This window comes from Thermovenabulum sp., from assembly GCF_049723235.1.
Lineage (GTDB): Bacteria > Bacillota > Thermosediminibacteria > Thermosediminibacterales > Thermosediminibacteraceae > Thermovenabulum.
In genome coordinates this window covers 75,538-101,173 of sequence record NZ_JBNARB010000002.1, presented here as the reverse complement: position 1 = coordinate 101,173, position 25,636 = coordinate 75,538, and the positions used below count along the sequence as shown (strand labels likewise).

Annotated in this window: 21 protein-coding genes and 1 other annotated feature; all 21 genes read left to right on the top strand. The window is 40.3% G+C overall.

Annotated features, from left to right (window positions below):
* Positions 1 to 86 precede the first annotated feature (86 nt).
* Positions 87 to 1,169: a bis-aminopropyl spermidine synthase family protein gene (locus ACPLOV_RS01595; RefSeq protein WP_424910423.1), complete on the top strand. Its 1,083-nt coding sequence runs from the start codon at positions 87 to 89 to the stop codon at positions 1,167 to 1,169.
* Between the two features lie 37 nt (positions 1,170 to 1,206).
* Positions 1,207 to 1,404, top strand: a binding site (T-box leader).
* A 57-nt stretch (positions 1,405 to 1,461) separates the two neighbouring features.
* On the top strand, positions 1,462 to 4,602 hold the full coding sequence (gene ileS, locus ACPLOV_RS01590; RefSeq protein ID WP_424910422.1) for an isoleucine--tRNA ligase: 3,141 nt from the start codon (positions 1,462 to 1,464) through the stop codon (positions 4,600 to 4,602).
* Positions 4,603 to 4,684: 82 nt separating this feature from the next.
* Positions 4,685 to 5,182 (top strand): nitroreductase family protein, encoded by a 498-nt coding sequence (locus ACPLOV_RS01585; protein ID WP_424910421.1) that lies wholly within the window; start codon positions 4,685 to 4,687, stop codon positions 5,180 to 5,182.
* 52 nt (positions 5,183 to 5,234) lie between these two features.
* Positions 5,235 to 6,092 (top strand): DNA-3-methyladenine glycosylase family protein, encoded by an 858-nt coding sequence (locus ACPLOV_RS01580; protein WP_424910420.1) that lies wholly within the window; start codon positions 5,235 to 5,237, stop codon positions 6,090 to 6,092.
* A gap of 152 nt (positions 6,093 to 6,244) precedes the next feature.
* Positions 6,245 to 6,907, top strand: coding sequence for an SdpI family protein (locus ACPLOV_RS01575; protein ID WP_424909914.1), 663 nt, complete (start codon positions 6,245 to 6,247; stop codon positions 6,905 to 6,907).
* Positions 6,894 to 7,205 carry an autorepressor SdpR family transcription factor gene (locus ACPLOV_RS01570; RefSeq protein WP_424910419.1) on the top strand — a complete coding sequence of 104 codons (312 nt, stop codon included), beginning with the start codon at positions 6,894 to 6,896 and terminating at the stop codon, positions 7,203 to 7,205. Before ACPLOV_RS01575 ends, ACPLOV_RS01570 begins: the two co-directional genes overlap by 14 nt.
* 81 nt (positions 7,206 to 7,286) lie before the next feature.
* A complete protein-coding gene (locus ACPLOV_RS01565; protein WP_424909912.1) occupies positions 7,287 to 8,078 on the top strand; it encodes an SIMPL domain-containing protein in 792 nt (263 codons plus the stop codon).
* Positions 8,079 to 8,215: 137 nt separating this feature from the next.
* Positions 8,216 to 9,361 carry an ATP phosphoribosyltransferase regulatory subunit gene (locus tag ACPLOV_RS01560; protein WP_424910418.1) on the top strand — a complete coding sequence of 382 codons (1,146 nt, stop codon included), beginning with the start codon at positions 8,216 to 8,218 and terminating at the stop codon, positions 9,359 to 9,361.
* 11 nt (positions 9,362 to 9,372) lie between these two features.
* A complete protein-coding gene (gene hisG / locus ACPLOV_RS01555; RefSeq protein WP_424910417.1) occupies positions 9,373 to 10,029 on the top strand; it encodes an ATP phosphoribosyltransferase in 657 nt (218 codons plus the stop codon).
* The gene (gene hisD / locus ACPLOV_RS01550; RefSeq protein ID WP_424910416.1) at positions 10,001 to 11,317 is read left to right on the top strand and encodes a histidinol dehydrogenase; all 1,317 of its coding nucleotides are present in this window, start codon (positions 10,001 to 10,003) and stop codon (positions 11,315 to 11,317) included. The genes hisG and hisD overlap by 29 nt, the downstream gene beginning before the upstream one ends.
* Positions 11,304 to 12,368 (top strand): histidinol-phosphate transaminase, encoded by a 1,065-nt coding sequence (hisC, locus tag ACPLOV_RS01545; protein ID WP_424910415.1) that lies wholly within the window; start codon positions 11,304 to 11,306, stop codon positions 12,366 to 12,368. The genes hisD and hisC overlap by 14 nt, the downstream gene beginning before the upstream one ends.
* Positions 12,365 to 12,952: an imidazoleglycerol-phosphate dehydratase HisB gene (gene hisB / locus ACPLOV_RS01540; RefSeq protein WP_424910414.1), complete on the top strand. Its 588-nt coding sequence runs from the start codon at positions 12,365 to 12,367 to the stop codon at positions 12,950 to 12,952. The genes hisC and hisB overlap by 4 nt, the downstream gene beginning before the upstream one ends.
* A 1-nt stretch (position 12,953) precedes the next feature.
* On the top strand, positions 12,954 to 13,562 hold the full coding sequence (gene hisH / locus ACPLOV_RS01535) for an imidazole glycerol phosphate synthase subunit HisH (RefSeq protein WP_424909745.1): 609 nt from the start codon (positions 12,954 to 12,956) through the stop codon (positions 13,560 to 13,562).
* Positions 13,559 to 14,284, top strand: coding sequence for a 1-(5-phosphoribosyl)-5-[(5-phosphoribosylamino)methylideneamino]imidazole-4-carboxamide isomerase (hisA, locus tag ACPLOV_RS01530; protein WP_424910413.1), 726 nt, complete (start codon positions 13,559 to 13,561; stop codon positions 14,282 to 14,284). Before hisH ends, hisA begins: the two co-directional genes overlap by 4 nt.
* 6 nt (positions 14,285 to 14,290) lie before the next feature.
* A complete protein-coding gene (gene hisF / locus ACPLOV_RS01525; RefSeq protein WP_424910412.1) occupies positions 14,291 to 15,052 on the top strand; it encodes an imidazole glycerol phosphate synthase subunit HisF in 762 nt (253 codons plus the stop codon).
* Positions 15,043 to 15,660, top strand: a complete 618-nt coding sequence (gene hisIE, locus ACPLOV_RS01520; RefSeq protein WP_424910411.1) for a bifunctional phosphoribosyl-AMP cyclohydrolase/phosphoribosyl-ATP diphosphatase HisIE — start codon at positions 15,043 to 15,045, stop codon at positions 15,658 to 15,660. Before hisF ends, hisIE begins: the two co-directional genes overlap by 10 nt.
* Before the next feature lie 47 nt (positions 15,661 to 15,707).
* Positions 15,708 to 15,815 (top strand): aldehyde ferredoxin oxidoreductase C-terminal domain-containing protein, encoded by a 108-nt coding sequence (locus tag ACPLOV_RS01515; RefSeq protein ID WP_424910410.1) that lies wholly within the window; start codon positions 15,708 to 15,710, stop codon positions 15,813 to 15,815.
* 228 nt (positions 15,816 to 16,043) lie between these two features.
* On the top strand, positions 16,044 to 17,990 hold the full coding sequence (locus ACPLOV_RS01510; protein WP_424910504.1) for a sigma 54-interacting transcriptional regulator: 1,947 nt from the start codon (positions 16,044 to 16,046) through the stop codon (positions 17,988 to 17,990).
* Positions 17,991 to 18,167: 177 nt separating this feature from the next.
* Positions 18,168 to 19,331: a beta-aspartyl-peptidase gene (iadA, locus tag ACPLOV_RS01505; protein ID WP_424910409.1), complete on the top strand. Its 1,164-nt coding sequence runs from the start codon at positions 18,168 to 18,170 to the stop codon at positions 19,329 to 19,331.
* Between the two features lie 59 nt (positions 19,332 to 19,390).
* Positions 19,391 to 20,887, top strand: coding sequence for a putative basic amino acid antiporter YfcC (gene yfcC, locus ACPLOV_RS01500; RefSeq protein ID WP_424908755.1), 1,497 nt, complete (start codon positions 19,391 to 19,393; stop codon positions 20,885 to 20,887).
* 103 nt (positions 20,888 to 20,990) lie between these two features.
* The gene (locus tag ACPLOV_RS01495; RefSeq protein ID WP_424910408.1) at positions 20,991 to 25,586 is read left to right on the top strand and encodes a cyanophycinase; all 4,596 of its coding nucleotides are present in this window, start codon (positions 20,991 to 20,993) and stop codon (positions 25,584 to 25,586) included.
* Positions 25,587 to 25,636: the final 50 nt, after the last annotated feature.

The window sequence follows — 25,636 nt, the reverse complement described above, 5'->3', positions numbered from 1 at the left end:
AATTATTTCTGTAAGGGCCTTGTATGCAAAATACATACAGGGTCCTTTTATGTGCTTTAAAAAATCAATTAGTGCGGAGGTGGACCATGACCGGAATAGCGGGTATTGCCCGGGAAGTAGAAAGAAGGACGGGTATTAAAACTACCGCGAGGGATGTGGAGAATATCCTTTCATGCCTTCAAAGGGGCTCGCATTTCTGGGAAGTGGTTTATCTTTCCCAAAAACCTTTTAATATGGTAGCCGAAACCGTGGGTGTCCTTATAAAAGAGGGCTTTTTGGAAAACAAGGGGAATGGTGTCCTGAATTTTACTAAGGCAGGAAAAGAATTTGTGGAAATGTACAGGATTTACCCCAAAAGGCATTATGCATGTCCTCACTGCGAAAGGCGGGGTCTTGACCTTTCTGAATTCACCGAATTGATTAAAAGATTTGAACAGGAGACAAAGGATCGTCCCGAGGCCATTATAGACTACGACCAGGGTTATGTTACTTCAAAGACGGTTATAAGCCGTATAGCCCTTATGGCTGAAAGAGGGGATTTAGAGGGCAAAAAACTTCTGGTGCTGGGGGACGATGACCTGGTTAGCCTTGCCGCCGGTTTGTCGGAGCTTCCCCAGGAAGTTGTTGTTCTGGAAATTGATGATAGAATTATAAATTACATCAACAAAAAAGCGGTACAGTTAGAGCTGCCGGTAAAAGCCTACAAATACGATTTCAGGCAAAGTCTTCCAAAGGAATTTGTAAAGGCCTTTGATACTTTTACTACCGATCCTCCCGAGACTATAGAAGCTCTGGAAGTTGTAATGAAAAGAGGGCTTGCGGGATTAAAAGGCGAAGGATGTGCCGGATATTTCGGAATAACAAAAGCGGAGTCCTCTTTTGGAAAGTGGAGAGAATTCCAGAGGATGCTATTAAACAAATTTGATGTGGCTATTACTGATATAATTGAAGATTTCAACCATTACGTCAACTGGGATTATCTTTTAGAAAGCATCAGGGACGATTACTCCTTCGTCCAGGTAAAGCCTGAATTGAACTGGTATCGTTCTTCAATGTTCAGGATCGAAACAGTAAGCGGATTTTCCGGTGTGGAAAATACCCCTCAGGACTGCGAACTGTATTTGGATAACGAAGCGCTTATTTACAAGCCGGTTTCATTGACAAAATAACAAAATTATTGTATATTATTTAATAAATTTTATAGCACAAAACGCGATGAAGGGGAAAGTAGAAAGCTTATATGCTCCAAAGCGAGCCGGGGTCTGGTGAAAGCCCGGCGGGCAAAAGCTTTTCGAAGATCACCCCCGAGTATTGGCCCGAAAAAAGTAGGCGCCAGCGGCAGAAAGCCGTTATCTCAAACGAGCCCAAATTAGGGTGGTACCGCGGATATAACCCGCCCCTTCCGTTGCTTAAAAGGGCGGGTTTTATTTTTCAAAAAAATAAGGGAGGTAAAAAAAGAGGATGTTTAAAAAAGTCGAACCCACCATGAACTTCGTCCCCATAGAAGAAAATATACTCGAGTTCTGGAAGGAAAATGACATATTCAAAAAGAGCATTGAACAGAGAAAAAATGCCCCCAATTACGTTTTTTACGAGGGGCCTCCCACAGCTAACGGAAAGCCCCATGCCGGCCACGTCCTGACAAGGGTAATCAAAGACCTCATTCCCAGGTACAGGACAATGCTCGGTTACAGGGTTGACAGAAAAGCCGGATGGGATACCCATGGACTCCCGGTGGAGCTGGAAGTGGAAAAACAGCTGGGTATTAGCGGAAAACCGCAGATAGAAGAGTATGGTGTGGAAGAGTTCATCAAAAAATGCAAAGAGAGCGTTTTTACCTACGAGCAGGAATGGAGGAAGATGACGGAAAGGGTAGGTTTCTGGATTGATTTAGATGACCCTTATGTTACCTACCACAACTCCTATATCGAATCGGTATGGTGGGCATTAAAGAAATTCTGGGAAAAAGGGCTTTTGTACAAAGGGCATAAGGTGGTGCCCTACTGCCCGCGCTGCGGAACATCCCTTTCAAGCCATGAAGTGGCTCAAGGGTACGAAGAGGTGGAAGATCCATCGGTATTTGTAAAATTCAAGGTATTGGATGAAGAAAATACTTACTTTTTGGTCTGGACAACAACGCCGTGGACGCTGCCTTCCAACGTGGCCCTCGCGGTAAAGGATGATTACACCTACGTAAAGGTGAAACAGGGCGAGGATTACCTTATCTTAGCAGAGGGACGGCTCTCCGTCTTGGAAGGGGAATATGAAATAGTCGAAAAATTCCCCGGAGAGAGATTAGCAGGTAAAAAATATGAACCCGTATTTCCTTTCTTTGAAAAAGAAAAAGATAGGGCATTCTATGTGGTTTTAGCTGATTTTGTAACCCTTGATGAAGGAACGGGAATAGTACACATGGCTCCCGCCTTCGGCGAAGACGACTACAGGATGGGACAAAAGTACGGTTTACCCGTATTACAACCGGTAGATGCTCAGGGAAAATTTACAAAAGAAGTTCCTCTGTGGGAAGGGCTATTTGTAAAAGATGCGGATAAAGGTATTATTAAGGAGTTAAAGGTAAGCGGAAAGCTTTACAAAGCTGAAAGGTATAAGCACACATACCCCTTCTGCTGGAGGTGCGATACACCCCTTTTATATTATGCAAGAAGCAGCTGGTTTATAAAAACCACCGCTATAAAGGAAAGGCTTTTAGAATTAAATAAGAAAATCGGCTGGCATCCGGAACATATCAGAGACGGACGGTTCGGGAATTTCTTGGAAAACGTCATCGACTGGTGTCTGAGCCGTGAAAGGTACTGGGGAACACCTCTTAACATTTGGGTCTGTGAAGATTGCAGTCATCACCATGCGGTGGGAAGCATTCAAGAACTCAAACAAATGAGCAAAGTTCCTTTTGAAGACATCGAACTTCATAAGCCCTATGTGGATGAAGTAATCCTTTCCTGCCCTGAATGCGGCAAGGATATGAGAAGGGTGCCAGAAGTAATCGACTGCTGGTTCGATTCCGGTTCCATGCCCTTTGCTCAATATCACTATCCCTTTGAAAACAAAGAAATATTTGAAAATCACTTCCCGGCGGATTTTATTGCTGAAGCCATTGACCAGACCCGGGGATGGTTTTACAGCTTATTTGTAATTTCGACGCTCCTTTTTGACCAATCGTCCTATAAAAACGTGCTGGTTATGGGACACGTGCTGGACCAGTACGGCCAGAAGATGAGCAAGCATAAAGGCAATGTGCTTGACCCCTGGGAGATTTTGAACAACCAGGGTGCGGATGCTATGCGCTGGTACCTGTACGTTTCCAGTCCGCCCTGGGCACCAAGCCGGTTCTATAAAGAGGCGGTTAGCGAAGCCCAGAGGAAATTCTTAGGTACACTCTGGAATGTTTACTCCTTCTTCGTACTTTACGCCAATATCGACAATTTTGATCCAAAGGCTTACAAAATCGAACCAAAAGAAAGGCCCGAGATGGACCGCTGGTTATTGTCTAAGGTAAACAGCGTCAATAAAAAAGTCAGGGAAGAACTGGAAAAATACGACATTACCTCGGCTGCCAGGGCTTTAGAAGAACTGGTGGACGATATGAGCAACTGGTATGTCAGAAGAAACAGAGAGAGGTTCTGGAAGTCAGAGATGGATCAGGATAAAATCTCTGCATATCTGACTTTGTACGAAGCCTTAGTGGATTTCATAAAGATGGCAGCGCCCTTTGTGCCCTTTATAACGGAAGAAATCTACCAAAACCTTGTAAGGGAAGTTTACCCTGAAGCTCCTGAAAGCATCCACCTGACCTACTATCCTGAAGTAAAAGAAGAGTTAATTGACCCGGTTCTCGAGCATAAAATGGAACTTGCCAGGAGAATCGTGGAACTGGGAAGAGCGGCGAGAAACAAAGCAAAGATTAAAAACCGTCAGCCCCTGTCAAAGATGATGGTACAGCTCAGGAATGCCCAGGATGAGGACTTGATAAAGGATTTAACGGATATAATAAAGGACGAACTGAACATTAAAGAAATCGAGTATATAGATGTAGCGGAAGAATACTTCACCTATATGCTTAAACCCCGCTTTGACCTCCTGGGTCCAAAATACGGAAAACTGATGCCCAAAATAGCAAAGGAGATTTCTGCGGCAAACGCTTCCGCCTTGATCCGGGAAGCGAGGGAAAAAGGCGAAATTAAGATCAATGTAGATGGGCAGGAAATAACTATTAAAGAGGAAGAACTGGATATTCGCGCGGAGGATAAAGCCGGATACTGCACCGAAGGTGAAGCGGGATATTATGTGGTGCTGGACACCCATATCACGGAAGAATTATTGCTGGAAGGAATAGCCCGGGAGCTTACCAGCAAGATTCAGAATATGAGAAAAGAAGCGGGATTTGAAGTAGAAGATAAAATTTTAGTTTATTATACCTCGAGCTCAAAGGAAGTAATTGAAGCGGTAAATGTCTTTGGAGAAAGCATAAAGGAAGATACCCTGGCCTTAACTTTATCCGATGAACAGATGCCTCCGGATGTTTATCTCAGAGAATGGGATGTAAATGGATTCAGCGTAATGCTGGGTATAAAAAAGATTTAAATTAAGAAAACTTGAAAATTGCCCGCCCCTTTTGTAGAATATAAAGGGCGGGCAAAATACATATAGCAAGGAGGCGGTTTTAATGAAGGATGCAATTACGGTAATGAGAGAGAGAAGGAGTGTCAGGAGATTTCTTAAAAAGCCCATTTCCAAGGAAGTGCTGGAAGAAATTATCGACTGCGGCAGATTGGCCCCTACTGCCAATAACTTTCAGCCCTGGGTGTTTGTAGTAGTAACCCAGGAGGATACTAAAAATAAAATAGCCGAGCTTGCCACCTGGGGGGAATTTATAAAGGATGCCGCCTGTTGTGTGGCGGTTTTCTGCGAAAAGGACAACCCCTTCCACGTAGAAGATGGCTCTGCAGCCACCGAAAATATAATACTTGCAGCTAAAGCCCATGATTTAGATTCCTGCTGGGTGGCCGGGTATAAGAGGCCTTACAGCGAGGAAGTGAGAAAACTTTTGAACGTCCCTGAAAAATACGAGCTTATATCCCTTGTGCCCCTCGGTTATTCCCAGGAACATCCAAACCCAGCCAAAAAGCCGTTATCCGAAGTATTAAAGTGGGAAAGGTATTAGATTAAAAGCCCGGAATTTTTCCGGGCGGTTTATATTTTTTGGGGGAGGAAATATGCTTTACGTTTTTGAAAATGTAAGGCCGTTTAATTTAAAAGCCGTGCTGGATGGAGGGCAGGCTTTTCGCTGGAAAGAAGAAAACGGACGATTTACAGGAATTGTAAAAAACAGGTTTTTGGCGGTTGATTACTCTGAAAATACGCTTTTGGTGGAAGTAAGCAAAGGCAGCTCATCAAAGGAAGAAGATATAAGATTTATAATGGATTATTTTGACCTTAACCGGGATTACAATGCCCTGGAGGAAAAACTGACAGAGGAATATCCGGAGCTCAAAAAAGCCATAGCCGATGGGAGCGGGAATCGAATTCTTCACCAGGACCCCTGGGAAACTTTGATATCCTTTATAATTTCTGCCAATAACAGCATACCAAATATAAAGAGGGTAATTGAAAGGCTATGTGAAAATTACGGTAGCCCTATCATTTATAAAGGTAAAACTTACTATGCCTTTCCCACTCCCGATGCCTTGAGCAGTTTGACGGAGGAAGAAATAAGCTGCACCCGGTGCGGATTTCGCGGAAAATATATAATAAAAGCTGCTAAAATGGTGAAGTCCAAAGAAGTGGACCTTCAAAGAATAGAAAAACTTGATTCAAAAGATGCGTTAAAGGAGCTAGTTAAAATTCCAGGGGTCGGGATAAAGGTCGCCAGCTGCATCCTGCTTTTTTCATACAGAAAATACGATTCCTTTCCGGTGGACGTATGGATAAAAAGGGCGGTTGAGGAAATTTATTTTAATGGCTGCCAAAAAAATATTAAAGAAATAATTGATTTTGCTCATAAAAAATTCGCAGATAAAGCAGGGTTTGTCCAGCAGTATTTATTTTATTATTTTCGCGGCAAAAATATATAATAATCTTTTTACAGTACCGTTTTTAGTAATCATTTCAATAGGATTGTCACTCTTATATTTTTAATAATTTTTAAAAAGTATTTATTCTCGGTTAGTTTTTTGTTATAATATATTTAGAAATTTTTCTAAATATCTAAGGAGGTTGTCCTGCGATGGAAAAAAGGGGTCTTAAGTTTAACACCGATACCCTTCTTTTGATACTTATTTTATCTTTATATGTAATAGGTTTTTTACTTTACCCGTACCTCCCCGAGAGAGTGCCTTCCCACTGGAATATACGGGGGGAGGTTGACGGCTACACCGGCAAATTATCTCACATTCTTTTCATGCCTACCTTTACACTGGGAATATATTTACTCTTAATGGTGGTCCCCCGGATAGACCCTAAGTCGGAGAACTATAAAAAATTTGCCGGAGTTTACCAGGGCTTTAAAGTGGTGTTTGTGCTCTTTATGTTTGGACTTTATTTGGTCACTCTTCTTGCTGGATTGGGATATTCTTTACCAGTCGGGAAAATAGTAAGGGTGGCAATAGGAATTATGTTTATTTTCATCGGGAATTACTTCGGTAAGATCCGCCACAATTATACTTACGGTATAAAAACCCCGTGGACCTTAGCCAGCGAAGAAGTATGGAACAAAACCCACCGGGTATCCGGGCCGTTATGGGTAATTGCAGGTTTCGTATGGGTTTTAAGCGTATTAATGAACGAAACGCTGGCATTTATAACGGGGATGATTTCTATTTTTTCCGTGACTATTTTCGGTTTTGTCTATTCTTATATAATCTACAAAAAGCTTTATGGTCAAAAGTAAGAAAATAAAGGAGGGAGAGGTTACGAATCTTAATATTATTTTTAAAGCACTTTCCGATCCGGTGAGAAGAAAGATTCTTTCCCTGCTCAAAGAAAGGGATTTGACCGCCGGCGAAATAGCCTCCTTTTTTGACATTTCATGGCCCAGCATTTCCCACCACCTGAATGTATTAAAACAGGCGGGGATGGTGGTAGACGAAAGAAGGGGTCAGAACATCTACTATTCGATAAACACGTCGGTATTTGAGGACCTTATTTCCTATGGGATGGAAATTCTGGGTAAAAAAAGCAAGGATTAATTTAAAAATACCCCGAAAACAAGGCAAAATTTTACGTATTTATTTAATGTAAAGAAAAAAATAAAAATGAGGAGAGGTTATATGAAAAACAATTTGAAATTTCTAAAACTCCTGTCTTTTGCCCTTATTATCCTCCTTGCGGCACCTGTTATATCATCTTCTGCCCTTGGGGATGAACCGGCAGCCGAGTATTTTAATATTGAAACCACCGCTACCGGCACGGTAGAAGTCCCCCCTGATATGGCCGAGATTTACATTACGGTAAGAAATGAATCCCTTTCCAGGGATACCGTCCAGAGGGACAACGCCTTGCGGGTTCAGGAATTGACAAGAGCTCTTTCAAGATTTAAGGTGGAAGTAAAAACGACGTATTTTTACAATTACCAGATAAAAGAGGAGGAACCCATTGTCCAGCCGATGCAGGGAGAAGCGAATTCGCAGATTTACCCGCCCGCACCCGAAAAGCCTGTAAAATACGTAATCAAATATGTAGTGGAAAGCGGGCTAAAAGTCATAGCCAATGATGTAAAAGAAGTCGGTGACATCCTGGCGGTGGCTTCCAACACTCAGAATGTTTACGTGAACAGCGTTCAGTACGGGGTAAAAAACATATCGGTGTATAAAAAGCAGGCGATAAACGAGGCGATTAGACAGGCCAAGGAATCCATAGAGATAAGCGCTGACGGTCTTGGGGCAAAGCTAATAAGACCCGAACAGGTCAGGGTGGATTTCGGCAATCCTTATTATTACCCGGTAATGAAAGCTTATGACATGGCTCAGAGGGCTGAAGGATATGTGCCTCAGCCTCAAAACCCGGAACCCGTGAAGGTTACGGCAACCGTCTACATGGTGTATAAGGCTGCATTGAAGTAAACGCGGATTTTCCGCGTTTTTTTATTTTTAATATTTTATACTTGCCAAAATTCCGCATATAATTTATAATATTATCAAATTAACTATTTAATGTATTAAAGAAGTAAAAATTTATAAAATAGCGGGGTTGCATATAAATGGGTAAAAAATTTACGGATTACTGCCCGCCGGGCAGTATTTTTTTAGAAAAGGTTAGAGAAAAAATTGGTAAACTTTACGGGAGTTTCGGTTATGAACCGGTTGAACCATCGGTTTTTTTAGACTACGAAGACCTTTATTACAAGGATAAAAACAATTCCTTTAAAGTGGTGGATTACGACGGCAGGGTATTGACCTTGAGGACGGAGTATACCCTGTCGGCAGCGGAGATGGCGGCAAGGATCAATGATGAGGGACGGGATTTTATAAAATTTTATTATTTTGGGAAGGTATTCCGGTATATTACCGAAAATGCCGGGGATTACAGGGAATTTCACCAGATAGGGATTGAAAATATTATGGGAAAAGATGATCCGTTTGCAGACATAGAGGTAATAGCGCTGGCGGTAGAAACCCTTTTAGAGCTTGGCTTTAAAAGTTTTACCGTGGATGTCGGAGAGGTAAATTTTTTTAAAGGAATTACCTTCGATTATGGATTTGATGAGGAATCCTCTGAAATTCTGTGCAAGCTGATAGATAAAAAGGATTACATAGGAATTGAAAATTTTCTCAGCGACAAAAACATAAAAAATTCGGTTATAGACGATTTCAGAAAAATTACCAGGCTTTACGGAAAAGGGGAAGTATTGAAAAAAGCAAAGGAATATGCCAGAAATGAAATCTCAAAAAAAAGCTTAGAACGATTAAATTTTATTTACGAGAGGCTGATATCCATGGGCTACGAAGATTACATATCCTTGGATTTGGGGATGCTCAAGCATATGGATTATTATACGGGTATTATCTTTACCGGATACATTGAAGGCCTGGGATATCCCGTCCTCAGCGGAGGAAGATATGATTCACTGTTTTTAAAATTTAACCGAAACCTTTATGCGGTGGGTTTTGCAGCGGGTTTGGAGAGGATTCTGGAAAAAGCAGGGGGTTTCAAGGAAGGCTATAAAGTTTACATCGGTTATGACGAGGAAGGTTTTAAAAAAGCCTTCAATTTTACCCGATTTATTAACGATAAAACTTATTTTCAAAGCTTTCCGGAAAAACCCGAAGATAGCTTAAAAAGAGCAAAAAAACTGGGAGCCGAAAAAATATATTATTTTAAAGGCGATGAAATAATTTTTCTATAGCGGGTGAGAAAATGATTACAATTGCACTTCCAAAAGGGAGATTGGCGCAGGAAACGGTGAATTTTTTTGAAAAGTGCGGTCTTCTAAACATAAAAATGGAAGAAGATTCAAGGAAGTTAATTTTTATAGACGAAGTAAATAATTTAAGGATAATCCTGGTAAAACCTTTTGATGTTCCCACCTATGTGGAATACGGAGCGGCGGATATGGGAGTGGTGGGGAAGGATGTCATCATGGAGAAAAATGTAAATATTTTTGAGATTCTGGACATGGGTATTGGGCGCTGTTTTCTTGCTTTGGCGGGTATAAAAGGAAAGAAAGAAGAGTTTATAAAAAAAAAGGATAAGGTCATTGCGACAAAATACCCGGAAGTAACAAGGGAGTATTTTGAAAAAATAAACCATCAAAACCTTAAGGTGATAAGGCTTAACGGCTCGGTAGAGCTTGCACCTTTGCTTGGGCTTGCGGATGGAATAGTCGATGTGGTGGAAACCGGGAGAACGTTAAAGGAAAACGGCCTTGAAGTATATGAAAAATTGTTTGATATAAGTGCAAGGCTTATTATAAATCGGGCAAGTCTTAAAATGAAGAAGGATTTAATAAACGAAATAGTCGGAAGAATAGAAAGGGGGCTGGAACTTGAAGGTATTGTTTGCCCAAGGTCGTGATTTTGAAAAAGAACTCATAAAAATCATTAAAAAAAGGTCCCCGGGAGAATTGACCGGTGTAGAAAAAAGGGTGAAAGAAATTATAGAAAAAGTAAAAGAAAAAGGGGATGAAGCTCTTATTGAGCTGACGAAAGAATTGGATGGCGTTTTTTTTAATAAGGAAGAATTAGAAGTAAGGGATGAGGAAATAGAAAAGGCCTATCAATCGGTAGAAAAGGATTTTTTGGAAGCTTTACATAAAGCCTATGAAAATATCCTGGAATTTCATGAAAAGCAAAAACAGGAATCCTGGTTTTATATCAAGGAAGGTAGTAAATTGGGACAGCGGGTATTACCTCTGGAAAGTGTGGGCGTTTACGTGCCCGGGGGCAAGGCTGCGTATCCTTCCACCGTATTGATGAACGCAATACCTGCAAAAGTAGCGGGAGTGGAAAAAATTTACATGACCTCACCACCCGGGAAGGATAAACAAATTAGTCCTTATATCCTTGCGGCTGCCAAGGTCTGCGGGATAAATAAGATTTTTAAAATCGGTGGAGCCCAGGCTGTAGCGGCTTTTGCGTTTGGGACACAAACGATACCAAAAGTAGATAAAATTGTTGGCCCGGGGAATATTTACGTTGCCTGTGCCAAAAAGCAGGTTTACGGTGAGGTGGATGTGGATCTAATAGCAGGACCCAGTGAAATTGTGGTGATTGCCGATGAAACGGCGGATGAAAGATATGTAGCCTATGACCTGCTTTCCCAGGCGGAACACGATGAAAATGCCATGGCAGTATTGATTACCGATTCGGAACACCTGGCTTTCGGAGTTTTAAGGTGTTTAAAAAATTTTCTGGAGCAAAATGAAGGTATTTATAAAAATAACATAACAATTGCGAAAAAGTCTATCGATGAATACGGCTTGATTATTATTGCTGAAAACCTTAAAGAAGCGGTGAAAATATCTAATTTAATTGCACCGGAACATTTGGAAATAATAGCAAAGAATAGCGGTGAGCTTTTAAATGATGTAAAAAATGCCGGGACGGTCTTTCTGGGCAAATTTTCTCCCGAACCCATCGGGGATTATATTGCAGGAACAAATCATGTCCTGCCCACCAATCAGACTTCCAGGTTTTTCTCTCCCCTTGGAGTATATGATTTTGTGAAAAGGATCAATGTAGTGGAATACTCAATGGAAAGCTTCAGGCTGTATGCTGACTATGCAATTAAAATTGCAGAGCGGGAGGGACTTTATTTACATGCAAATTCCCTGAAAGTGAGGATGGAAGATGTTCAGGAATAAATTAGAAAGCTACAAAAATTACGAAGTAAAGGAAGACAATTGGTCGATTAAATTAGATGCCAATGAGAATCAATTTCCCCTGGATGAAAAATTAAAAGAACAAATTCGAAAAGCTTTGATGGAAAACATGGATAATATCCGTTTTTATCCTGAGAATAATTCGGACGCCTTAAGGGAGGAGCTGGGGAAATTTTACGGCTTGCAAAAGAAAAACTTTATAGTTGGCAACGGTTCCGACCAGCTCATTCAGATAATAATGCAGGCGGTATGCGAAAAAGGCGAAGCCATATTAATTTTATCGCCTTCTTTTGTAATGTACAGGATCACCGCCGGACTCCTGGATATTGAGGTTTTACCGGTTCCCTTTGGTGCAAACTGGCAGATAGATACAGACGAAATAATAAATAAGGCCCGGGATAGCCGGGTAAAGGCGGTATTTTTAGATACTCCCAATAATCCTACCGGGATTCTTATTAACCGAAAGGATATATCTCGAATTGCTGAAGGTATAAAAGGTAAGCTTCTTGTTGTGGATGCGGCGTATTCGGAGTTTTCTCCCTGGGATTATGTGGATCTGGTGGAAAAACATGAAAACCTGATTGTATTAAAGACTTTTTCGAAAATGGGATTTGCGGGAATACGGTGCGGTTATGCGGTTTCTTCGGAAAATATTATTGATTATTTGCATAGAGTCAAACCTCCTTATAATGTAAGCTATTTTACTCAGGTAACCGCAATAGAGGTATTAAGGAATTTTGACAGGGTAAAGCAAAATATTCAAAAAACGATTGAAGAAAGAGAAAAATTAAAAAGGAAAATCAGGGACCTGAAATTTGAAGTTATTGATGGCTATGGAAATTTTGTCTCATTGGTAGGAAAGGGGCTGGAGGATCTCCAGAAATTTTTAGGGTCAAAGGGTATTGCCGTGAGGTATTTTCCCTTTGAGAGTGGTTTTAAGGATGGTAGCGGTCTTTTACGCATAACCGTTGGAACTGAGGGGCAAAACAAAGAGCTTTTAAAGGCCCTGGAAGAATGGAGAGATAGAAAATGAATAATAGAATTGTAAAATTAAGAAGAAAGACCGGTGAGACAGATATAAGGATTTTCCTGAATTTAGATGGGAGAGGAAGTTGTAAAGCGGATACCGGCATAGGGTTTTTCGACCACATGCTCCATCAGTTTGCCCTCCACGGGAAATTTGATTTAACCGTTGAGGTAAAAGGAGACTTGAGGGTAGATGACCATCATACCGTAGAAGATGTGGGTATTGCTCTTGGTAAAGCGGTTTTTAAAGCCCTTGAGGATAAAAGGGGAATAAACCGGTATGGATATACCTTGCTGCCTATGGATGATGCTTTAGTGTTATTTTCTTTGGATATTTCGGGAAGACCCTTTTTAAATTTTGATATAAAGTTTAACAGGGAAAAAATAGGAGAAATGAGTTTGGAAAACGTGCAGGAGTTTTTCAGGGCTTTTTCCGGCAGTGCAAAGGTAACCCTTCATATCGCAAAACTTTACGGCAGTAATGATCATCACATAGTTGAAGCAATTTTTAAGGCTTTCGGCAGGGCTCTAAGGGATGCGGTAAGAAATACCGGACAAAATGGTATCCCTTCCTCCAAGGGGGTGCTTTAGGCTGAAAGAAATTACGGTTATCGATTACGGCATGGGGAACCTCGGCAGTGTGAAAAAGGCATTTGAGTATCTGGGATATAGGGTAGTTCTTACTTCTGATGCAGCAGAAATCTTAAAGGCAGAAAGTTTGGTGCTTCCCGGGGTTGGAGCATTTAAAGAGGCTATGGGGAGGCTGAAATTGAATGGAAAGATTGATGCATTAAAGAAAAAGATCCTTATTGAAAAAGTGCCTTTTTTAGGAATATGCCTTGGCATGCAGCTTTTATTTGAATTCAGTGAGGAAGGTAGCGAAAAAGGGTTAGGAATTTTAAAAGGTGATGTAAAATTAATCCCAAAAAAACAGGGGCTAAAAATCCCCCACATGGGGTGGAACAGGATAAAGGTGAAAAAGAATTCCCCGATTTTAAAAAATTTAGATGGAGAGTATTTTTACTTTGTGCACTCGTATTTTGCCGATGCGGAAATGGAAGATGTTTCTTCAGTTACGGAATACGGTGGGGAAATTACCGCCAGCGTGGAAAAGGGGAACATTTTTGCAACACAATTTCATCCGGAGAAAAGCGGCAAAGCGGGTTTACAATTGTTAGAGAATTTTGGGAGGTTGCTATGAGGATTTTCCCGGCTATTGATATAAAGGATGGAAGGTGTGTGAGATTAACTCAGGGCAGGTTTGATGAAGTTACGGTATACAGCAAAGACCCTTTAAAACAGGCATTTTACTGGGAAAGCGAAGGAGCAAACTGCCTTCATGTGGTAGACCTGGATGGTGCAAAAAAAGGGCTTGTGGTTAATTTTGAATTAATTGCGGAAATAAAAAGAAGAACAAATCTTTACGTTCAGTGCGGAGGAGGCATAAGGGATTTCGAAACGGCTAAAAAATTGATAGATGCGGGAATAGATTGTATAGTAATTGGCTCTGCTTTTTTTACTCGAACAGATGAAGTTAATAGGATGTTAGAAGAATTTTCAGCGGAGAAAATAGCATTAAGCCTTGACTTTGAAGGGGAAACTCCAAAAATCTCGGGGTGGCTGGAAAAAACACCTCTGGATCTGGAATCATCTTTAAAATTGGCAAAGGAAATGGGTATAAGAAGACTTATTTTTACCGATATTTCAAGGGATGGAATGCTTTCAGGACCGAATTTAGATATTGCAAAAAAAATAAGGGATAAATTTGAAGGTTTTTTAATAGCTTCCGGTGGTATAAGATGCGAAGAGGATGTGCTCATGGTAAAGAAGCTGGGAATAGACGGTGTAATCATTGGAAAGGCGCTTTATAACGGAAATGTAAATTTAAAAGAGCTATTAAGAAAAGTAAATTTAAAAGGGTGAAGTAAGGTGCTGGCAAAGAGGATAATACCCTGCCTTGATGTAAAGGAAGGAAGGGTGGTAAAGGGCATTAATTTTGTTAACCTTGTGGATGCGGGGGACCCAGTAGAAGCGGCGGTAGCCTATGAGAAGATGGGGGCCGATGAACTGGTATTTCTGGATATTACCGCATCCTGTGAAAAAAGGGATATAATGATAGAAGTGGTAAAAAAGGTGGCAAAGAGCGTATTTATCCCTTTTACCGTAGGTGGGGGAATAAGGACGGTAGAAGATATAAGGAGGATACTAATCGCAGGAGCGGATAAGGTTTCCATAAATTCCGCTGCGGTTAAAAACCCCGATTTAATAAATGAGGCCAGCAGGATTTTCGGAAGCCAGTGTATTGTTGTGGCGATTGATGTAAAAAAGCATAAGGAAGGCTACAGGGTTTATATAAACGGGGGAAGAATTGATACGGGGATGGATGCCCTTTCCTGGGCAAAAGAGGTGGAAAAAAGGGGTGCGGGAGAAATACTCCTGACATCGATTGACAAAGACGGCACAAAAGAAGGTTTTGATTTAGAAATAACCGAACTTATTTCCAAAAACGTCGATATTCCCGTAATAGCATCGGGAGGTGCGGGAAAAGCAGAGCATTTTTTAGAAGTTTTTAAAGTTGGTGCCGATGCAGCCCTTGCCGCCTCAATTTTTCATTTTGGAGAGGTTAAAATAGGGGATTTAAAGAAATTCCTTTTGGAAAACGGTATTGAGGTGAGGGCAAAATGGAAGTAGAAGAAAAACTGGATTTCACAAAAAATAACGGATTAATCCCCGTTGTGGTGCAGGATTACACCACCGGTGAGGTGTTAATGCTTGCTTACATGAACGAGGATAGCTTTAAATTGACATTAAAAACGGGTTTTATGCACTATTTTAGCAGAAAAAGGAATGCGATTTGGAAAAAAGGAGAAACCTCCGGGAATGTCCAGGAAGTGGTTTCAATACACTACGACTGCGATGGGGATACTTTGCTTGCACGGGTAAAACAAAAAGGGCCGGCGTGCCATACGGGTAATAGAACCTGTTTTTTCAATGAAATTATTAAAAAGGAAGAATTTGCGGGATTTGAAGTGTTAAAGAACTTGATGGAAGTTATTGACGACAGAAAAAATAACAAGAAAGAGGGTTCTTACACCTGTTATCTTTTTGAAAAGGGTTTAGATAAGATATTAAAAAAGGTAGGAGAAGAAGCTTCTGAAGTGATAATAGCAGCCAAAAACAGCTCAAAATCGGAAATAACCTATGAAGTCGCTGACCTTATATACCATTTAAGCGTTATGCTTTCTTACTTTGATATGGACTGGGAAGAAGTTTTAAAGGAGTTGAAGAAAAGGGGGTAAAAATTTTTAGCAAAGAACCTGCAAAAGACGGCCCCGGGAAAGGCGAAGTGGTTGATCAGGATAAGCTTCTTGACATAATGTATGAAATAAAGGGTTGGGATAAAAACGGAATTCCAACAAAAGAAAAATTGGCAGAGCTGGAATTGAATGTATAGTTTATTTGATTTAGAAAGAAAAATTTAAGAAACCTACTTTTTAGAGGCTTAAAAAATTTTTTTAAGTCTCTTTTTTTTTTGTATTATTTATCCGATTTTCAATAAATTAAAAGGATTTTCAATTTTTAACATAGAATAAAAAATATTATAATTATTATAATAACATAAAAGGGTTTGAAACTGGGGAATTTTTTGGGACAACTCTAAGAGGTGATTTTTTTGAAAAAAGTGGTACTCGTTTCTCAAGGGGAAAATACAAGCCGAATGTTGACAAATCAGCTAAAGGATATTATCGGTGATTTGATAACCATCGAGGCCCATTCTATGGAAAAAGGCATCCCCAGGGATTTAAAAGCGGATATTATTTTACTTACCCATTATACCTTGCTGGAGGATTTAGATATTAATTTTGACGGAAAAGTCATGCTCGCAAAAAGGTCTATTAATTACAAATACCTGGACCTTATCTTGCAGCTTTCTTCCGATTTGCCCGTTTTACTCGTAAACGATACAAAAATTACCGCTGAAGAGACGGTCTATCAAATTAAAGAACTGGGAATAAATCATATAAATTTTATTCCGTATTATCCTGGAGCAAAGGAATTCCCGGAAGCGGAGATTGCTGTTACGCCCGGGGAATCCAGCTATGTTCCGAATTACATAAAAAAAGTGGTGGATATAGGGTGCAGGTTGATAGACCTTACGACGATGGTAGAAATTTTAAGGGAACTGGGTTTGCTGGAGGAAAGGGCAAACTACCTTTCGGCAAGGTATATAAGAGAATTAGTTGAATTAAATAAAAATCTAATTTCTGCCCGGGATGATGTAATAAACTCGAAAAAGCAGATAGAGGCGGTTTTGGACCTTGTTAAGGACCCAATATTCGCTTTGGATGAGGATAAGAAAATAATATTCGCAAACAATCAAGCGAGAAAAATATTAAAAAAGATCGAAGTAGAAAAAATTATTAATACAGGAATGGGAAATGATATAGTAAGTTTTAAAGGAGAAAAAATGATAATGACTCAGGTCTCACTGGGAAAAAGTTTGGTCATACACCTAAGATTTGCCAGCGATATAGCCGAGATGGAAGAAAAACTTCGCATCGAGGCAAAAGAAAAGGGTTTTTTTACAAAATACACGTTTGATCATATCGTAGGTAAGAGCCCGGCTATTTTAAAAGCAATAGAGAAAGCTAAGAAAATTGCTTCAAGTGATTCAAATGTACTAATATACGGAGAAACGGGTACGGGTAAGGAAATATTCGCACAGGCAATACACAGCGCCTCTAAAAGGAGCAAATTTCCTTTTATTGCGATAAATTGTTCTGCACTGCCGGCAAATTTGCTGGAAAGTGAACTGTTCGGCTATGAAGAAGGGGCATTTACGGGAGCAAAAAAAGGAGGCAAACCGGGAATTTTCGAAATGGCCAATCGCGGTACCGTTTTTTTGGATGAAATCAGCGAAATTCCTGTAGAAATACAGGCAAGGCTTCTTAGAGTGCTGCAGGAAAAGGAAGTAATGCGAATAGGCGGCTACCGAATGGTGCCTGTGGATGTCCGAATAATAGCTGCGACAAACCAGGATCCTTTCAAACTCGTGAAAGAAAATAAATTCAGGGAAGACCTTTTTTACAGGTTAACCCCTTTGTTTTTATTTCTTCCACCGCTCAGGGAAAGGGTGGAAGATGTACCGCTTTTATTTGATTACTTTATAAACCAAACCCGTACCGTACCGCCCTGGCACTGGAAGGATCTATCCGAAGAGGTGAAAAACATTCTGCTCGATTATTCCTGGCCCGGCAATGTGAGGGAGATAAAAAACTGCGTGGAGTACCTTTTGACAATGGCTCAGGGTATTCCAAAAGTCTACGATTTACCCGATATTATAACTTTAAAGGACGGGAAAAATAAAGATTCGTTATTACGGGAAACGAAAATAAATGACCTTTTGATTAATGTGCTTGAAATCATAAGGGAAGGAGAGGTGAAGGGTATAAAATTAGGCAGAAACAGCATAGCCCGCCTGATGTGCGAGAGGGGATTTAACGTGACGCCTTCAAAGGTGAGAAAACTTTTGCAAGATCTGAAGGAAAAGGGATATATAATTTCCGGCAGGGGAAGGCAGGGTACCGCGCTAACGCTTCAGGGAAGGGCATTAATTGGTGAAAAATAGGCTTTAATGGGTTTTAAATTAAGCCCATTGAAGCCTATTTTTTTTGTACAAGATGAAAAAGTTTAAGTTTTTCTTGAGTTTTTGGGATATAAAAAATAATCATAATTATGGCATAAATAATGCAAATATTAAATTATACCAAAACTATTTAAAGCCTATTAGCTAAGGAGGAAATTTATGATTCACATTAAAAATGCTCATGTTTATGCACCCGAGGATAGGGGAATATGCGATGTTGTAATCGAAGCTGGAAGGATAATTTATGTGGGGGAGAAATGCGAAATAAGTGGCCCTTTTAATTTGGAAATTGTGGATTTAAAAGAAAAATACCTTTGTCCGGGATTTATCGATCAGCACGTTCACATAACAGGAGGCGGCGGAGAAGGAGGGCCGGAGACATCGACCCCTGAAATTTGGCTTTCCGAACTTACAAAAAACGGCGTTACAACGGTTATAGGATGTCTCGGCACGGATGGTGTGACCAGGTCAATGGCAAGGTTGTACAGTAAAGCCAAATCCCTGGAAAATGAAGGTGTTTCTACTTATATATATACAGGGGCTTATCAAATTCCGCTTCCAACCCTGACGGGCAGCGTTAAATCCGATTTAATCTTTATAGATAAGGTTGTGGGGGTAGGAGAGGTGGCAATATCCGATCACCGGTCTTCCGGGATCTCGCCTGAGGAACTTGCAAGAATTGCAGGAGAAGCCCGCGTAGGTGGTATGATTGGCGGCAAAAAAGGTAAGGTGCATTTACACGTGGGAGACGGGAAAAGGGGCTTGAAAATTATATACGATGCCGCCGATTACGCGGATATTCCCCTTTCTCAATTTCAGCCCACGCATTTAAACAGGAACCGCAGATTGATGAAGGAGTCCTTTGAGTTTGGTATGAAAGGAGGATACTGCGATTATACCGCGGGAGAGGAGGTATACGATGAGGATGAAGTTACGGCAGCCGAAGCCGTATATGAAGCGATAAAGGCCGGAGTACCTGCGGATAACCTCACCATAAGTTCTGACGGAAACGGAAGTTTACCCTTATTTGACTCCCAAAAAAGATTGGTGGGATTGGGTGTGGGGAGCGTTTCCGCGTTGATAAAAAGCGTTCAGGCAATGTTTTTTAAATACAAAATTCCATTGGAAATAGCCCTTTCAACTGTGACAAAAAATCCCTCAACTATACACGGGTTAAAAGGGAAAGGAGAAATAAAGGAGGGATGGGATGCGGATTTGGTGGTTTTAAATGAAAATCTGGAAATCGAAAGCGTTTTGGCAAAGGGGAGGTGGATGGTAAGGGAAGGCGTTTTAGAAGTTTTCGGAACCTTTGAAAGGAATTAAAAAAAGCTAAAAATCAAAAGGGAGGGTTAAACTTGCTGGGTAAGTTTAAAAACATAAATATGCCTCATACTTATGTAATCATATTTTATGTGGTTTTGGCGGCGTGGATTTTGACCTTGCTTTTGCCGGTAGGAAAATTTGAAACGGCAAAAAAGACATACATTCAAAATGGAAAGGAAAAAACTAAAACGGTAGTCGTTCCCGGGTCCTTCCAGTATGAACTCGACGAAAAAGGCATGCCTGTTAAAAAGCCTGCTAAGATATGGGGTACAGAGGATTTCGGCGGCTACGGTTTTCTCAATTACGTATTTGAAGGATTGGTAACGGGGGATAAATGGGGATCTGCTGTAGGTGTGGTAGCTTTTATTCTTGTTATCGGCGGAGCCTTTGGCATAGTTTTGCGAACGGGAGCTGTGGATTCAGGCATAATGGCGATGATTGGCCGAACGCAGGGAAGGGAGTCTTTAATAATACCCGTCTTATTTGTCCTGTTTTCCTTAGGCGGAGCAGTTTTCGGGATGGGCGAAGAAACCATACCTTTTGCTATGATTGTGGTTCCGATGGTTATCGCGATGGGCTACGACTCAGTAGTGGGCATATGCATAACCTACGTTGCAAGCCAGATAGGTTTTGCCACGTCCTGGATGAATCCTTTCAGCCTTGCTGTAGCTCAAGGAGTTTCCGATGTGCCGGTGTTTTCCGGGGCACCTTTCAGGATAATAATGTGGACTGTATTTACCGCAGCGGGTTTATGGTACACCTGGAGGTATGCCGTGAGAGTTAAGGAAAATCCATTAAACTCCATTTCTTATGAGTCCGACGAGTATTTCAGAAATCAGGTGAAGGTTAATTCCGAAACTGAAAAAGAAGAAGTTAAATTCACCACCGGGCATAAATTGGTGTTACTTACCCTTTTGATAGGTATAATTTGGGTTGTATGGGGTGTAACCAAAAAGGGCTATTACATTCCAGAAATTGCTTCTCAATTTTTTGTTATAGGACTTGTGGCAGGCATAATAGGAGTAATCTTCAAACTAAACGGCATGACAGTAAACGATATAGCTTCATCCTTTGCTAAAGGGGCATCGGACCTTACGGGAGCAGCGCTCGTGGTGGGTATGGCAAAAGGAATACTTATAGTGTTGGGAGGAACGAGCCCGTCTGACCCGACCGTATTAAATACCATCCTTAATGCCGTGTCCCAGGGCATAGGGAAATTCCCCTCCTTGCTCTCCGCATGGTTTATGTATTTGTTCCAGTCAGTATTCAATTTCTTTGTTGTATCCGGCTCCGGGCAGGCAGCCCTAACAATGCCGATAATGGCTCCGCTTTCAGACCTTGTGGGTGTTACCAGGCAGACCGCCGTTCTCGCATTCCAGCTGGGCGACGGCCTTACAAACGTAATAGTGCCAACTTCCGCGTGTCTTATGGGCGTCCTGGGTGTTGCAAGGCTTGACTGGAGCAAATGGGCAAAATGGCAGATAAAAATGCAGGGCTTTTTATTCCTCCTGGGCAGCATATTCGTAATTATAGCTCATGTTATAGGGTATAACTAAAAAATCAGGGTGCGGATTAACATCCGCACCCTAAGAAAAAATATCATATTTAAAATGGAAAATAAAGGTCTGCGAAATAGGGTAAGGGGGGTCGAAGAGGGCAATGAAAAAAATAAGCAAAACCATTGCTGCTTTAATACTATTTTTGTTCTTCACTTCGGCCATTAAAGCAGGTATGGCATTGGCTGAAATAAACAATAACTACCCGGCGACAGAAGTAAATTTTTGGTTAATTAATGGAGGCGACGCAAAAAAAGTCGACGATTATAGAATAGGATTTAGACCACCTTCGGCTGGCGATAGCGAAGTTAGCTATTATTTAGTCTTTCTTTCCACAAAGAATTTTGAAAGTGTGGCTCAAGAAGTATTTAGTTGGGAAAAAGATTATATCGAAAATGAGTTGATTGCAAATAATAAAGCAAGGAAATTAGATAAAGGATGGGCAGATGGTGGAGCCAACAGATTAATATCAACAAGCGGTATAGGAGCAACAATGGAAGTGACCGGTGAGCCTTATCAAGAAAAGAAATACTATGTATACTTAGCTACTGTTGGTAATAATGGAGTAATAGGACTTGTCCTTGCGGGAACCATCGATAGACAGCCTTCTTCAATAACCATAGAACAGGCCGTTTATATGGTCAACAACGCCAGGACAGAAGAAGAGGTAAAAGAAATACTTGAGATACTAAAAGGCTTTGGATGGAACAGCCTGACGGATAATGAAAAGAATGAAGCTTCACGTCTTATATATGAGAAAAAAGGACAGGGCTTTGGAAGTTCTGCAGAATTTGCCAATGCTGTAGAATTTGCCGTGGCGAAGGCCAAGTGGAATACAGAAATTGAAAGGGATAAGTGGCAAAGTGCAATGAATGCGGTAAATAATGCAAAAAATGATACCGAAATAAGAAATGCAGTGGAAAATTTAAATCCACCCCTGTGGTCGGAATTAACAAATACCGGGAAGGGAACCGATGTGCCTGCAGTTTTAAAGGAATTAAAGCCTCAGGGAGGATACGACAGCGTCGATGTATTTGCAGATGCATTGAAAAAGGCTGTTGCGCTAGCTGCGATTAACGACTATGCCTATTACAAATACGAAACTGAAAAATATATAAGGGCTCTTAGGTTAACAGATATATCCAATTTTAATGCATTACCTTATGAAAAACAGTTCATAGTTGCAGGATTAATCGAATACGGTGTACCTAAGCACGGAAACAGCTATTACTACGAAAATTACAGTGAACTTGGACCGATATTTGAAACTGCATTAAATTCTATTTCAGATAAGGATAATCAGGGATTAGGGGGAGTATTTCAGCTTAACGCGGGAGAAAAGAAAATTTTAACAGCTCCTGCAGTTATAGGAGACGACGAAGATATTTATTGGTTTGTGAACAATAAAAATGTAGCATCGGTGGACAAAAACAGCGGAGAAGTAAATCCGATGATTTGCGGCAAGGTTTTCATTGCATATGCAGTTGTTGATAAAAATACCAAATCAGAAGTTAAAAATTACGGCTGTGCCAAGTTTACGGTTATTGATGAAATAAATCCAATAGGAGAAATACCAGTTCTTGAAGCGGGTCTATATAATAGATTGTTTATAATTTTTAACGAGACGCTTTCTCAAAATACGAGGAATATTAATAATATTGCTGATTTTATAGAAAAAATTGAAATATTAAAAGGCGAAAATGTTGAAACAATAATTCCATATTCTTCAACTGATTCTGTGTTTTGGCTTACGGAAACTATTGTAAAAATAGTTTTTCCACAGCCTGTTAACATCCCTGAAGGCAGCGTATTAAAAATATATTATAAAGATGAGGTAAAAGATCCGAGCGGAAATAAAGCCCAACCTACGATTTCAAGCCCTGTCTGTGCTGATACAACTCCGCCCATCGGAAAGGTTCAGTATCCAGGAATAAGTAAAATCTCAAATATCCAAATACTCTTCAATGAAAAGCTTCATGAAGAGACACTTGAAATAGAAAGTGCAAGCGACCTTTTAACAGCGGTATATAAAGTTACTAGTAGCGGTGAAAAAATACCGGTGGATATTTCGTTATCTCAAGTTACATGGCAGCCCATAGGTGCACAGGACAAAGCTATAATAACAATTCCTGAGATGGATTTAAGCTTTGGTGAATACCTCGAAATAGAATTTAATTCTTATAGAGTGAAAGATAGTGCTGGAAATGTAATTTCTAAAGAATCTACGGCAATGCCTATAGGAGGGGCCTTATCTGATTACAACGATGCCATATACGGCGAAATGAGAAAAGCAGCGGGCGGGAAATTTCCAAAAATAGCTATTGTACCTACTTCCAGGTCGAGCTTTTCCGATGCGCAGAATTCTTTCAAAGGATATCTACCGGTCTTTGTAAAATACGGTATGGAGCCCGTATTTATACCTGTTGCCATAGATAATTATCAGAATGAAGTAAGCAAACAAGATAATATCGATTTGGTAAATGAAGCCTTTGGAGTATTTTTCACCGGCGGGGATCAGTTCAGACACGCAAGGTGCCTTTTGACTGATGAGGGTAAGGATACTCCTTTGATGACGGCAATAAGGGAGATATACGCAAGCGGAGGGTTGATTGCTGGTACAAGTGCTGGAGATCATATACAGAGCGATCCAATGTTCGGTGGTGGAACAAGCTATGAAGACCTTACGGCAAATAATATAAAAATGTATCCTGTAACACAGTACGATTATATACCCGAGCCAAATCAGTCTATTATGATGAAAGGGTTTGGCTTTGTTACTCAGGGAATATTGGACTCGCATTTTGACCAAAGGGGAAGAATAGGTAGACTTGCAGTCGCCCTTAGGGATTCTGGGAAAGCAATAGGTATAGGAGTCGATGAAAATACGGCAATAATAATAAAAGGTAACAGAGGAAGAGTTGTGGGAGAAAATGGGGTATTTATAATAGATGCAAGTAATGCAGTATTCGGTGAAAGATCTGAAGAAAATAATAAAGTTCCGTTTTCGGTTAGAGGGCTGAAGGTAACATATCTTACTGATGGGGATATTTTTGATTTTAGAACGAATGAAATTATAACCGAAAAAGGCGAGATAAATCCTTCGGGGCAGGAATATTTTTCTAACAATGTTTTCGCCAGTTTGGAAAATACAAAACTGATAAAGAGTGTTGCTGAAAGCTTTTTTAGCACCGCGTACGGCGTTACAAAAGAAAATGACCCGTCATTCCTAGTTATTTACAGGAAAACTTCTGATACAAGGGCATTTAAAGCTGATGAAAAATATGCAGTATATAATCTGGAAATGGACATAAAACCAAATCCCGTAAGGGTAATGGGATTAAACATATCGAAAACATCTGTCATTATAACACCGGGACAAGAAGTAAACTTAACAGCAAATGTGCAGCCGGAAAGCGCGGATATTAAAGACGTAAGATGGGAAAGCAACAACAGCAGTGTAGCATCAGTGGACAAAAGTGGAAAGGTTAAAGCTTTAACCTCAGGCACGGCGGTAATTAAGGCTGTTACCGTAGATGGTGGTTTTGAGGCAATATGTACGGTTAGCGTAATATCCCCGACGGCATCGGAAAAAGAAGAGAAAGAAAATTCAAAACCGCAAATGAAGGATATTGATATGGTTAAGGAAGGCGGAAAAGCAAAAATTACGGTAAATAGGGAATATATCGTTAAAAATCCCGGAGATCAGAAGGTAGTATTATTAGCACCCCAAATAGATGAAAGCATTAAGGAAATCGAACTTGTATTACAAAAGGGGGATTTTGGAGATTTAAGCGGTAAAATAGTAAAAATCGAATTGCCAGAAATTTCTATACAATTATCGGGGCAAGATATAGCTTATCAATTGAAGAATAAAGATATAAATATTAATGTGAAGAAGGTTGAATTAAATGATTTAAATATAATTTTACCCTTAGGATTATTCAATAAAGGCGATGCATTTGAAATTAATGTAGGAATAGAAAACCTCGAAAAGAAGATAGTTTTGGCAGTAAAGATTAATGAAAATATTAATCCCGATTTAGCGGGGCTGTATTATTATAACGAAAACACAAAGAATTTTGATTTCAAAGGAGGGAAGATATATGAGGGGAAGATAGTAGGAACTATAAAACCGGATGAGGCAGGAAAATATTTTGTTATGGAATATAAAAAGCAATTCAACGATGTAAAGCAGGGTGAATGGTACAGCAAGTATGTGGAATCGATGGCGGCGAAGAGAGTGGTAACTGGATATCTAGACGGAAGTTTCAAAGGAAACAGCACCACATCAAGGCTTGAATTTGCAGTAATGCTCTGCAGGGCTCTGGGAATTGAAAAAAAAGAATATAAAGGAGTGTTTGCGGATATTGGGGCAGAAAATTTCGGCGCGGGTTATATCCAGGCACTGTACGATTTAGGGATAATAAAGGGTTCAGAGGGTCTATTCAAAGCAAATGATAAGATTACAAGGGAAGAGGCTTTTACTATTATTGGAAGAGCTTTGAGAGATGTTGAAATTGACGAAAATGCTTTACAGCAGTTCAATGATGGTTCATTGATTTCCCGGTGGGCAAAAGAAGAGGTAATAAAAGCTGTTAATGCTGGCATCATCCAGGGAAGCAATAATAAACTCAATCCCCAAAATAAACTTACAAGATACGAAGCTGCAGCATTGATGTACAGGTTATTCAATCGCTAAGTTTTATGAAAATGTGATTAAAAGAAATAAAAATAAAAAAAGGAGAAGAA